We start from the raw sequence: 12,204 nt of genomic DNA on the forward strand, positions 1-12,204 counted from the left end.
CACTTTCTCATTTATTGATTAATTATGTTGCAACAAGCTCACTTGTTTCACTTAACCGAACAGAAACAAGTCTGGATACTCCAGATTCTTGCATTGTTACGCCGTACAGCACGTCAGCCTCTTCCATTGTTCCTTTGCGATGTGTAATGACAATGAATTGCGTCTCATCGCTGTATGCTTTTAAATAGGAGCTGAATCTGAAAACATTCGCTTCATCAAGTGCCGCCTCTACCTCATCAAGAATACAGAAAGGAACTGGCCGCACCTTTAAGATTGCAAACAACAAAGCAATGGCAGTCAAGGCTCTTTCTCCACCTGATAACAGGCTTAAGTTTTGCAGTTTTTTCCCTGGTGGCTGTGCTACAATATCGACACCTGTGTTCAGTAAATCATCTGGGTTAGTTAAGCGTAGTGCTGCGTGACCGCCGCCAAACAGGCGCTGAAACACACCTTCAAAATGGGACTGAATTCCCTCGAAGGTTTGCTGGAACCGTTTTTTCATCTCGTCATCCATTTCGTCGATTACGAGGTAAAGAGTATCCTTTGCTTCCTCCAGGTCTGTCTTTTGCTCAAGAAGGAAATCATATCTTTCCGATATCCTTTCGTATTCCTCAATGGCACCAAGATTGACTGTTCCAAGCTCTTCCATTGCCAACTTTATCAGCTTCACTTTTTTGCGAGCGTCCTCTAAATCCAATGTTAAAGGATATTCCTCCTTCGCACCCTCAAATGACATCATGTACTCTTCCCTCAAGTTCGACAGGCGTGTATCTAGCTCCACATCAATCCTGTTAAGCTTTACCTCTTCATCCTTTAAGGCTTGTACGATACCACGGTGGATACGGCGGGTTTCTTTCACATCAAGATCCATCTCGTCAAGCTGCATCTGCAGTTGGAGACGTTCGGCACGACGCTCCCCAATTAGTTGAATAGCAGCCGTCTTTTCTTGCTGTTTTTTAACAGCAGCATCCTCAAGCTGCTCTTCACCGGAATGGCTATTTGTCATCTCAGAGGTTAACAGCTCTAAATCTTCTTTCACAAGCTTCCATTTAGCTTCAGATATTTCTAATTCAGAAGTTACATTACTTAGCTTTTCTGCAGCATGTGCTAATTGCTCTTTCTTAGCGGCAAATGCAACACGCTTTTCTCCAATTAGTTCTGCAACCTGTTCTCTTGAATGACTCTGCTGGTTTTTCTGTTCTGTCAATTGAGCAATTTCCTGCTCAAGCGCCTGAATCTTACGGACAAAGTCTTCAAGCTTTTCCAGCAGTATTTGCTGCCTGTCTTTTAAAGACTGCTGTTCATCGAGATAATCAGCCTTATTTCGGTCATATTGTGACAGCTTTTCATTCATTGCTCTTTCGTCAAACTCAATCTCTTTTAGTTCATCTTTACTTGTTTGCAAGGAGTAACGGATATCCTCTTGCTTTAGTCTTAACTCTTCTAATGCTGCCGTTTCCGTTTGGGAGGTAGTTTTGCCTTTTTTCAACTGGTCTTCTAATTTAAGTGACGACTTCTCCATCTCAAAGATTTTTGCCTTTAAGTCCTCAAGCTCGCCTTTTCTTGTTAGAATGCTTGTTGATTTTTGTTTAACAGCTCCACCAGTCATCGAACCGCCAGGATTCACTATTTCTCCTTCAAGCGTTACAAACCTTGAGCGGTATTGTAGCGTTCTTGCCATTTCATTGGCACCTTTCAGGTCTTTTGTGATAACGACATTTCCAAGTAAGCTTCCCATAATTTCTTGATACTTTGCATCAAAAGAGATTAAGTCTGCAGCTACTCCTATAAAAGAAGGATGCTCTTGAATGGAACGGGCTTGAGAATCAGACAATCTCTTGCCTTTAATAATGCTCATTGGCAAGAATGTCGCTCTGCCGTAGCCGTTCTTTTTCAAATAGGAAATTGCCTGGCGTGCATGCTGCTCTGTTTCAACAACTAGATTCTGCATGCTCCCTCCAAGGGCAATTTCAATACTAACGTTATATTCCTTTGGCACATTCATCAATTCAGCGACAGCGCCATGTATGCCGTCAAGCCCTTTGCTTCTTGCCTTCAATACTTCTTTAACACCTTGGAAAAAGCCAGCATAGTCGTCCTCAAGTTCTTCAAGCATCTCTTTTCTTGATTTTGCCTGCTGAATGAATTGATAGGACTGGTATAACGATTTTTCAATTTTTTGCACTTTAGCATGCATTTCATCAACTGATTGCTGTTTTTGCTTGTAGTCATTTGCCGAGTGTGCAAGCTCTTTTTCCAATCCTGCTAAAACTGCAGAAACGCGTGCTTTGTCTGAATTTATCCGCATTCTCTCTGAAGTATACTTTTCATTATCTTCATCAAGAAGGGACGTTTTTCTGTTTTGACTTTCGAGCTGCTGGGTAATGTAGCTGCTTTCGTTTTTTGCGGCAGCCTGCTCATTTAAAAGCTCAATATAATCACTTTTTAGTGATTCGATTTTTTCTTCCAGATTGACGCTAAAAAGCTGCATTTTCTTTTCATTAGCCTTTAGCTCTTCTTCGATCTGTTTTGCCTCAAGACTTAACTGATTAACTGATTGAAGATGCTCCGCTTTTTGCAGCTTTAAAGCTACCACTTTTTCTTCAAGCTCTTCCTTGCTTTTTTCAAGCTGACCTCTGTTTTGTACTGCGTTTTTTTTGCGTTCTTTCAGTACTTCTTTTCTTCCTTCAAGCTTTTCAAGCTCTTCACTAACAAGCAAAAGAACCTGTTGGAGGTCGTTGATGGATTCATCCAATGCAGCCACATCGTTCTTCCATTCCTCCATTTTAGCTTCCTTGCTTTGCAGTGTGGAGAGGAGATTAAGTTCCTTTTCCTTATAGCTTTCAAGCTGGGCGGAAACTGCCTCATATTTCTGATGAGCTTCCTCTATATCATGAACCATCAGGGCAACTTCAATTTGTTCAAGATTTTCCTTATGATCAAGATATTCCTTAGCCATAGAGCTTTGAATTTTCAGTGGTTCTACCTGTCCTTCGAGTTCATGGAGGATATCATTGACTCTGTTCAAGTTTTCCTGTGTTTCAATAAGCTTGCCTTCTGCCTTCTTTTTGCGTGTTTTGTATTTAAGCACACCTGCTGCTTCCTCAAAGATGGCACGGCGTTCCTCTGCTTTACTGTTGAGGATTTCCTCGACTTTTCCTTGGCTGATGATAGAAAATGCTTCTCTGCCAAGCCCAGAATCCATAAACAATTCAACGATATCCTTTAACCTGCATGATTGCTTATTAATAAGATATTCGCTTTCCCCTGAGCGATACACCCGTCTGGTTACGCTCACCTCATTGTAATCAAGCGGAAGGAACTGGTCCTCATTTTCAAGCGTTAATGTCACTTCCGCGAAGTTGACCGCTTTTCTCGAATCACTTCCAGAAAAAATGACATCCTCCATTTTACTGCCTCTGAGGCTTTTGGCAGATTGTTCTCCCAACACCCAGCGTATCGCGTCTGTAATATTGCTTTTTCCGCTTCCATTCGGTCCCACTACTGCGGTGACTCCTGGGACAAAATCTACTGCAATTCGATCAGCAAATGATTTAAAACCGATTACATCTAACCGTTTTAAAAACACCTACCTCACCTCCTAACCCCTTTACTATTTCGCATCATCTCTAGCTGTCGTTTGGTTATAAGAAAGCAGAAGAATCAACAGTGATTTCGCTTTCTCCAACGGATGCTTTCTTATTTTTCGTCTGGCTTAGCATCTTTTGTTTTCAGCATAGTAAGCGACATCTGTGCTGCATGCTGTTCTGCTTCTTTTTTGGAACGTCCTGTACCAGTCCCTAATTCCATTTCATTCAAGAACACTTGAGAAACGAATTCTCTGTTATGGGCTGGTCCCTTTTCCTGCAGAATTCTATAGGAAATTGTTCCAACTGCATCCCTTTGGACAAATTCCTGAAGCTGACTCTTGAAATCCATCACATGAGAAAAAGCACCGGAATTTATTTTCGGAAACACAACTTTTTCTAGGAAGGAAACTACCTTTTCCAGTCCTTGATCAAGGTAAAGAGCTCCGATAAATGCCTCAAAAACATCTGCGAGAAGAGCTGGACGAGCTCGTCCTCCTGTCATTTCCTCACCCTTTCCGAGCAAGACAAATTTGCCGAATGATTGATCATTCGCAAAAGATACTAGTGATGGTTCACAAACAATCGCTGCTCGAAGCTTTGTCAGCTCGCCTTCGCTCATCATCGGGAATTTCTTGAAAAGAAATTGAGAAACAGTAAGCTCTAATACAGCATCTCCAAGAAATTCAAGTCTTTCATTATCTTCATGAGGCTTTCTACGATGCTCATTCACATATGATGAATGAGTGAATGCTTGTTTCAGTAATTTTTCATTTTCAAACTGGATGCTTAAATTTTCTTGCAATTCTTTTAATTTTTTATCATTTGGACGTATTTGTCTCTTGTCTTTTCCGTTGCCTCGCATTTTGCCTCCACCTTAGCACTAAGTTTACATATCATAATAAGTTTAAGTAAAACAGATAAAAAACGCAAAGAAACTTGGAAAGTTTTTTTCTCTCCAAGCCGTTTCTTTTCAGATAGGCTGCCGTCTTTATTACTGTTTATGGTTTTAAATCCTTACTATTTTAAACTAACTTGCAGCGATTTACCAGTCTTTTTCTCATAAGGCAGGACCGTTTTTACATTAAACACAGTTGTATATCTAATCATGCAAACAATGAAAAAAGCACCGCACATCCCTGTTTTTTTGCAATCTAAAAGCTCCGCTGTTAACGGAGCTTTTATTGGTTGGATTAACGATTACCTATGTAATTAACAGCATCTCCTACTGTTACAATCTTTTCAGCATCGTCGTCAGAAATCTCCATATCAAACTCATCTTCAAGTTCCATAACAAGTTCAACTACATCAAGAGAATCTGCTCCTAGGTCGTCTTTGAAAGAAGCTTCAGGTTTAACTTCAGACTCTTCCACACCAAGACGATCAACAACGATTTTCGTTACGCGTTCTAATACATCAGACATTAATGTCACCTCCCCTCAAATGATTATAGAGCATTTTGAACAAATAATAAATGCTCTTTTTATTACAAATGAAAAATATGCCGAATAACTTATTAAAATAAGTATTTCTTGAAGTATCAATTTTTATTTATACGGCATATTTTTCGTTTTATTACATGTACATTCCACCATCAATATGGATTGTTTGCCCTGTAATATAGTTGCTCTCATCAGATGCTAAATAGACAACAGCATTAGCAATATCATCAGGCTCCCCAAATTTTGCAAGCGGAATTTGGGAAAGCATGGCGTTTTTCACATCTTCCGGTAATTTATCTGTCATATCTGTCGTAATGAATCCAGGAGCGACAGCATTTACTGTAATATTTCTTGCCGCAAGCTCTTTAGCAGTTGTTTTCGTTAATCCGATTACTCCTGCTTTTGCTGCTACATAGTTTGCTTGACCTGGATTACCTGTCACACCAACGATTGAAGTAATGTTGATGATTCTTCCTTTTCTTTGCTTCATCATTTGTCTAGTTACTGCCTTTGTGCAATGGAACACGCCTTTTAAGTTCGTGTTGATAACATCATCCCACTCTGCTTCTTTCATGCGCATCAACAAGTTATCTCTTGTGATACCTGCATTGTTTACAAGGATATCTAAACTTCCAAAATGATCTATTGTTTCCTTAATCATATTAGCTACAGATTCACCGTTTGATACATCACATTGAATCGCAATTGCATCTTTGCCAAGCTGTTTGATTTCCTCGACAACTTCATTTGCCAATGCAGCACTTCCCGCATAATTGACAGCTACGTTAGCGCCCTCTTTTGCAAGCTTTAAAGCAATCGCACGGCCAATTCCTCTTGAACCGCCTGTAACTAATGCTGTTTTGCCATCTAATTTCATATTATTCGTCTCCTTTTAACGCTGCAGCAACACTATTGCTCGTTTCCTCATCGTATACAGAATAGATTCGCACATTACGATCAATTTTCTTCACCAAACCTGCCAATACTTTTCCAGGTCCGATTTCAATAAATGTATCAACACCTAATTCAATCATCTTTTGGACAGAATCTTCCCAAAGTACAGATGAATATAGCTGTTCAATCAATTTATTCTTGATATCACCTGAATCTGATACTGGTGTTGCCGTTACGTTTGCGATAACAGGTATTTCTGCATTATTCATAGAAAGTTCATCTAAAACAGCTGAAAACTTATCTGCCGCTGGCTTCATAAGCTCTGAATGGAACGGACCGCTTACTTCTAACGGAATTGCTCGTTTCGCTCCAGCAGCCTTCGCTTGCTCAGAAGCAAGCTCAACGCCTTTAACAGTCCCAGAAATGACAATTTGCCCAGGGCAATTCAAGTTAGCAAGCTGAACGGAGTTTCCTTCATTCGATACAGCATTTGTAACTTCTGCAAGCTTGCTGCGCTCTAAGCCCAGTACTGCTGCCATTGCACCTTGACCGAAAGGTACAGCTTCCTGCATATATTCCCCTCTTTTACGGACAGCATATACAGCATCTTCAAAAGAAAGAACATTAGCAGCGACTAAAGCAGAATATTCACCTAAGCTATGTCCTGCTACAAAATCCGCCTTAATGCCATGCTGTTTAAAATGCTCAAGCAGTGCTGTACTTGCTGAAAGCAGCGCAGGCTGTGTGTTTTCTGTTAAAGTCAACTCTTCTTTCGGACCCTCGAAAATAACAGATGACAATGAAAACCCTAATCTTTCATCAGCCTTTTGGAAAATTTCTTTAGCTGGCTCAAAATTTGCAGCAAGATCCTTGCCCATTCCAACCGCCTGCGAGCCTTGACCTGGAAATACAAAAGCTATTTTACTCATAAATCATCTTTCCTTTCCATATGAATGCCTTAAAAAGCATTAACCTTCATTTTCAATTGTTGTCTTAATCGTGCCGATCACTTCAGACTTAACGACATCTCTTGTCTGTCTGATTGCATTATAGATAGCATTACTGTCAGAGGAACCGTGCGCTTTAATGACAGGCGCGTTTAAACCAAACAATGCTGCACCGCCGTACTCTGAGTAATCCAGTTTATTTTTTAGCCCTTTAAGCTGAGGCTTCATCATCCCAGCACCAAGCTTTGTTTTTAAACTGCTCGTCATAACTTCTTTCAGCATTTTAAACATGGACAGGGCTGTTCCTTCAATTGTCTTAAGCACCATGTTTCCAGTAAATCCGTCCGTTACAACAACATCACAGACACCGTCAAGCAAGTCTCTTGCTTCCACATTCCCGATAAAGTTAACGGGGGCGTTTTTCAGCTCCTCGAAGGTTTTCTTCGTCAGCTCATTCCCCTTTTTCTCTTCTGTTCCAATGTTAAGCAATCCGACTCGAGGATTTTCTATTCCAAGTGCCTTTTCCATGTATATGCTTCCCATTATGCCGTATTGCACTAAATGCTCAGGTTTGGCATCTACATTCGCACCAACATCAAGAAGCAAAAAGCCAGCTCCGCTAATTGTTGGCAATGTCGGCGCTAACGCTGGCCTTTCAATGCCGTTAATTCTGCCGACAACAAAAAGTCCTGTTGCCATCAATGCTCCCGTATTCCCTGCAGATATAAAGGCATCTGCTCTTTTTTCTTTTACTTCATTCGCACATAAGACCATGCTGGCATCTTTCTTTCTGCGCACAGCTCGTGCAGGTTCATCTGTTGCAAGGATTTGTTCTTCTGTATGTAAAACTGATATTCTTGTCTTGTCTGTTAAATAAGAATTAATTTGCTTTTCGTTACCGACAAGCAGTATTTCGATATCAGGGAATGCTTGTACAGCTTTTATGGCACCTGCGACAATTTCCTTTGGTGCGTTATCTCCGCCCATTGCATCTAAGGCAATTCTCATAATAATTACTCCCAATTATTTATTTTTCGACCGATACATTTCAAAATGTCCTTTAAATACAAGCTCTGATTGCACAAAGCTGCTAACTTCCACTGTCGTTCTGCCGCTTTTCTCCTCAATATTCATCACTTTTGCTTTCGCTATAATACGTTCACCTAATTTAACTGATGAAGTAAAGTGAATATTCGCTTTAGCGGTAAGAGCCAAATCGTCATCTATTAGAGCGACAGCCAAGGAATTCGCCTGTGCAAACAAATGGTGTCCCCGCGCAATTCCATTTCGTTTAAAAACATGCTCTGGCATTATTTGCAGCATGGATATGGCAGAGCTGTCTAACTCGACATCTATAATTTCACCAATGACTTCTTCTATAGGCAAGGATTTCACTTCATCTTCTAGTGTTTTCTTCGCAACCGTTTTTATCCGCTCCCGTAATTCGGGAATGGATAATTCCAAACGATCGAGCCTTATTGTTTGGACACTGACTGAAAATTTCTCTGCCAATTCCTCATCTGTTATAAATGGTGTTTCCTTAATTGTTTGTACTAATAATGATTGCCGTTCTTTTTTGCTTCTTCTCATATGCAACACCGTCCGCACTATTAAGACTAGGTACTAATAGTAGTATATAATAAATAAAAGGGAGAATGCAAGCTGTAAGTTTGCATTCTCCCTTCTCCATTTATTGATTAATCCAGCTTTTCACCAGACATTACGCCGGTATCTTCAAGTAATCCTCGTAAATGGCGATACTCGTCAGACTCCCAAAATGCCTTTGATTCCACAAGGACAACCGCGTCCGTTCGGGCCGTTTCCAAGATGCGATAATCATGAACCATATCGGCCATTTTAAATTCTGGCACACCACTTTGCTTTCTTCCAAAAAAGTCACCAGGACCTCTCAGCTCTAAATCCTTCTCACTCAAAACAAACCCATCGTTTGTTTCTGTCATGATTTTCATCCGTTCTTTCCCAACCTCTGTTTTCGGATCTGCTATAAGCACACAATACGATTGGGCGTCGCCTCTGCCGACTCGTCCCCTTAGCTGGTGAAGCTGTGATAATCCGAATCTTTCAGCATCATAAATAAGCATAAACGTAGAATTCGGTACATTCACCCCAACCTCGACTACTGTTGTGCTGACAAGAATTTGCGTCGAATTCTCACTAAACTCCTTCATGATAGCATCCTTTTCATCTGCCGGCAGTTTACCGTGCATGAGTCCAACTTTATACCGACCTTGAAAGAATGTCGCCAATGTTGCATGAACATCCATCGCATTTTGGACGTCCAATTTTTCCGATTCCTCAATCAGCGGACAAATAACGTATGCTTGTCTTCCTTGAGATAGTTCTTTTTCCATAAACTGAAGAATACGTGTTAGCATATCATGCTTAACCCAATATGTTTCAATTGTTTTTCGCCCTGCCGGCATTTCATCAATAATACTTACATCCATTTCACCGAAGGCAGTTATGGCAAGTGTCCTTGGAATTGGTGTTGCTGTCATGAACAGAACATCAGGACTTTCACCCTTTTCTCTAAGAACTCTGCGCTGTCCGACACCGAAGCGATGCTGCTCGTCTGTTATAACTAGCCCTAGTGATTGGAATTCCACCTCATCCTGTATAAGGGCATGTGTACCGATTAAGATTTGGATATGCCCTTCCTTCAGCTCACTTAACAGCTCTCTCCTTCTTTTCCCTTTTACCGAGCTTGTCAACAATGCACAACGGATACCTATTTTAGTAAACATGGCAGTAAGTGATTCTGCATGCTGCTCTGCGAGTATTTCTGTCGGCACCATCAATGCCCCCTGATGTCCTGCAAGAATTGTTGCATATAGTACTATTGCCGCAACGACTGTTTTTCCTGAACCAACATCCCCTTGCAGGAGCCTGTTCATACGATAGGGACTTTTCATATCCTTCAGTATCTCATTGACAACCCTTTTCTGTGCGTTTGTCAAAGGAAATGGCAAGCCGTTTATGAACTCCAACAGCTTCTCAAGATGATATTCCTGCACCATTCCTTTGGAGTTTTCCCTTTCATGCTTACGAAGTGCCTGCATTTTTAATTGAAAAAGCAGGAACTCCTCATAGACAAACCGTCTTCTCGCAAGCTTCAGCTCCTCACGGTTAGGCGGAAAATGAATGATTCCTAAGGCTTCATTCCTTTTCATAAGCTTATATTTTGCCAGTAATGAATCTGGAAACACTTCCTCGATATCCTGGCCAAATTGTGTTAGTGCTGCTGAAATGTATTTTCGTAATGCTTTAACTGTTATGCTTCCTCTTACCGTATAAACAGGCTCGAAGTCCTGTCCTTTCTGATTGCTGCCAACTTGTAGATGTGTTGCCGTAATTGTTTGTCTGTGCTGATCCCATTTACCTGTTACTGTTACTAACTCACCAAGTGCCAGCTTGCTTTTCAAGTAATGCTGATTGAAAAACACGGCACTGATCAGAATATTGCCAATCAGCACTTTCACCGTCAGCCTCGATTTTTTGCGCCCGTGAAAGACAAGGGAAGGTTCACTATGAACCTTCCCTTCTACTGTTACCTTTTCTTCATGCTTCATATCTTCTGGGTTGCGGACACGAAAGTCCTCATAACGGTATGGGAAATATTCAAGCAAATCATATATAGTGTTAATTCGCATTTCTTCAAGCTGTTTTTTCGTCTCCGGTCCTATACCTTTCAGATGATCCAATGGAAGATTTAATTTATTCACTTTCCTGCTGCAGCATTCCCAAAGATTTCTGCTTCCAGTCTCCGGCCAGTTGGTGTTGCTGCCAACCCTCCTTGCGCTGTTTCTCTTAATGCAGATGGCATGCTTAATCCGATTCTGTACATTGCATCAATTACCTCGTCGCACGGTATGCGGCTAGTAATGCCTGCAAGTGCCATATCTGCAGCAACCATCGCGTTTGCTGCGCCCATCGCATTTCTTTTTACACATGGAACCTCAACAAGTCCCGCCACAGGGTCACATACTAATCCAAGCATATTCTTTAACGTTATCGCCATTGCATTGGCACTTTGCTCAGGTGTGCCTCCAGCCATTTCCACAATCGCTGCCGCTGCCATTCCTGCTGCTGAGCCTACTTCTGCTTGGCAGCCTCCTGCAGCACCAGAAATAGAGGCATTGTTTGCAACAACAAAACCAAATGCACCTGACGTAAACAAGAAGTTAAGCATCTGCTCTCTTGTTGGATTTAGTTTATTTTTTACTGCAAATAACGTTCCCGGCACAACTCCAGCAGATCCTGCAGTCGGTGTGGCACAAATCATGCCCATCGCTGCATTAACCTCATTTGTGGCAACTGCTTTGCTGACTGCGTCTAAAATCACTTCGCCTGTCAGGAAATTCCCCTTCTTAATATATGCCTGAAGAAGCACAGCGTCGCCGCCAGTCAATCCTGAATGGGACACAACTCCATTAAGTCCTCGTTCAACCGCTTGCTCCATGACAGTTAAATTAGTATCCATCTGTGCGATGATTTGTGCCCGTGTTTTACCTGTCACTTCTACTTCTTGCTCAATCATTATTTCGGAAATAGGCTTATTTTGACTGTTTGCCATTTCCACAAGTTCCGCTACATTTCGAAACATTGTTTTTCCCCCTAACCTTAATCAACTATTCTCGTAACCTTCTCCATTCCGTCAAGGGCTTCGATTTCTTTTAATATTTTTTCTTCTATATTCTGATCGACCTCAATCGTCATAAGTGCGAGTTTTCCTTTTTCTTTTCTGCTAACTTCCATATGCCCGATATTAATTTCATATTTGGCAAGTACATTGGACACTTTTGCAATAGCACCAAAACGGTCATTATGGACAACAAGAATAGCTGGATGATGTCCTGAAAGCTTGAGCTGAAATCCGTTAAGTTCGGTGATTTCGATTTTTCCGCCGCCGATCGAGATGCCGACAAGCTCTAGTTCACCATCCTCATCACCAACGCGAACTTTAGCTGTGTTCGGGTGTTCAGGAATCGCTTCCTCCAAATGGAACACTACCTTTATGCCTCTTTGCTCAGCCAATTCAAGGGATGTTTTGATTCTCTCATCAAATGTATCAAAATCAAGGATTCCTCCGATAATAGCTACATCTGTTCCATGCCCTTTGTATGTTTCAGCAAAAGACCCGTACAGGTGGACATCGACCCATTTGGGCTGCCTTTCAAACAAGCTTCGTGCAACCCTGCCAATTCGTGCAGCACCTGCTGTATGCGAGCTCGATGGACCAATCATAACTGGCCCGATAATATCAAAAACGCTTTTATATTTCATATAAATAACTCTCCCTTAAAAACGACTCTG

The 12,204-nt window shown here is 41.3% G+C and carries 10 protein-coding genes; all 10 read right to left on the reverse strand.

The features are described 5' to 3' along the window. Positions 1-22: 22 nt before the first annotated feature. Positions 23-3,589 carry a chromosome segregation protein SMC gene (smc, locus tag CEQ21_RS25645; RefSeq protein ID WP_185766978.1) on the reverse strand — a complete coding sequence of 1,189 codons (3,567 nt, stop codon included), beginning with the start codon at positions 3,587-3,589 and terminating at the stop codon, positions 23-25. A 110-nt stretch (positions 3,590-3,699) separates the two neighbouring features. Beyond that, entirely contained in the window at positions 3,700-4,452 is a 753-nt protein-coding gene (gene rnc / locus CEQ21_RS25650) for a ribonuclease III (RefSeq protein ID WP_185766979.1), read from the reverse strand. A 328-nt stretch (positions 4,453-4,780) separates the two neighbouring features. Continuing rightward, entirely contained in the window at positions 4,781-5,011 is a 231-nt protein-coding gene (locus CEQ21_RS25655) for an acyl carrier protein (protein WP_185766980.1), read from the reverse strand. 151 nt (positions 5,012-5,162) lie between these two features. Continuing rightward, complete coding sequence (gene fabG, locus CEQ21_RS25660; RefSeq protein ID WP_185766981.1) at positions 5,163-5,906, reverse strand: 3-oxoacyl-[acyl-carrier-protein] reductase; 744 nt, start codon at positions 5,904-5,906, stop codon at positions 5,163-5,165. 1 nt (position 5,907) lies between these two features. Beyond that, positions 5,908-6,852, reverse strand: coding sequence for an ACP S-malonyltransferase (fabD, locus tag CEQ21_RS25665; RefSeq protein ID WP_185766982.1), 945 nt, complete (start codon positions 6,850-6,852; stop codon positions 5,908-5,910). Positions 6,853-6,891: 39 nt separating this feature from the next. Then, entirely contained in the window at positions 6,892-7,878 is a 987-nt protein-coding gene (plsX, locus tag CEQ21_RS25670) for a phosphate acyltransferase PlsX (protein ID WP_185766983.1), read from the reverse strand. Positions 7,879-7,893: 15 nt separating this feature from the next. Beyond that, positions 7,894-8,460 carry a transcription factor FapR gene (gene fapR, locus CEQ21_RS25675; RefSeq protein ID WP_185766984.1) on the reverse strand — a complete coding sequence of 189 codons (567 nt, stop codon included), beginning with the start codon at positions 8,458-8,460 and terminating at the stop codon, positions 7,894-7,896. Positions 8,461-8,567: 107 nt separating this feature from the next. Then, positions 8,568-10,613 (reverse strand): ATP-dependent DNA helicase RecG, encoded by a 2,046-nt coding sequence (gene recG / locus CEQ21_RS25680; RefSeq protein ID WP_185766985.1) that lies wholly within the window; start codon positions 10,611-10,613, stop codon positions 8,568-8,570. Further along, the gene (sdaAA, locus tag CEQ21_RS25685) at positions 10,610-11,494 is read right to left on the reverse strand and encodes an L-serine ammonia-lyase, iron-sulfur-dependent, subunit alpha (protein ID WP_185766986.1); all 885 of its coding nucleotides are present in this window, start codon (positions 11,492-11,494) and stop codon (positions 10,610-10,612) included. Before sdaAA ends, recG begins: the two co-directional genes overlap by 4 nt. Before the next feature lie 17 nt (positions 11,495-11,511). Then, entirely contained in the window at positions 11,512-12,174 is a 663-nt protein-coding gene (sdaAB, locus tag CEQ21_RS25690; protein WP_185766987.1) for an L-serine ammonia-lyase, iron-sulfur-dependent subunit beta, read from the reverse strand. Positions 12,175-12,204 lie beyond the last annotated feature (30 nt).

It is taken from the genome of Niallia circulans (genome assembly GCF_007273535.1).
Classification (GTDB): domain Bacteria; phylum Bacillota; class Bacilli; order Bacillales; family Cytobacillaceae; genus Niallia; species Niallia circulans_B.

What these genes read in the sequence shown, in the direction of transcription:
- rnc (WP_185766979.1), bottom strand. Translation starts at nt 4,452, where the DNA reads ATGCGAGGCAACGGAAAAGACAAGAGACAAATACGTCCAAATGATAAA.
- CEQ21_RS25655 (WP_185766980.1), bottom strand. Translation starts at nt 5,011, where the DNA reads ATGTCTGATGTATTAGAACGCGTAACGAAAATCGTTGTTGATCGTCTT.
- fabG (WP_185766981.1), bottom strand. Translation starts at nt 5,906, where the DNA reads ATGAAATTAGATGGCAAAACAGCATTAGTTACAGGCGGTTCAAGAGGA.
- fabD (WP_185766982.1), bottom strand. Translation starts at nt 6,852, where the DNA reads ATGAGTAAAATAGCTTTTGTATTTCCAGGTCAAGGCTCGCAGGCGGTT.
- plsX (WP_185766983.1), bottom strand. Translation starts at nt 7,878, where the DNA reads ATGAGAATTGCCTTAGATGCAATGGGCGGAGATAACGCACCAAAGGAA.
- fapR (WP_185766984.1), bottom strand. Translation starts at nt 8,460, where the DNA reads ATGAGAAGAAGCAAAAAAGAACGGCAATCATTATTAGTACAAACAATT.
- sdaAA (WP_185766986.1), bottom strand. Translation starts at nt 11,494, where the DNA reads ATGTTTCGAAATGTAGCGGAACTTGTGGAAATGGCAAACAGTCAAAAT.
- sdaAB (WP_185766987.1), bottom strand. Translation starts at nt 12,174, where the DNA reads ATGAAATATAAAAGCGTTTTTGATATTATCGGGCCAGTTATGATTGGT.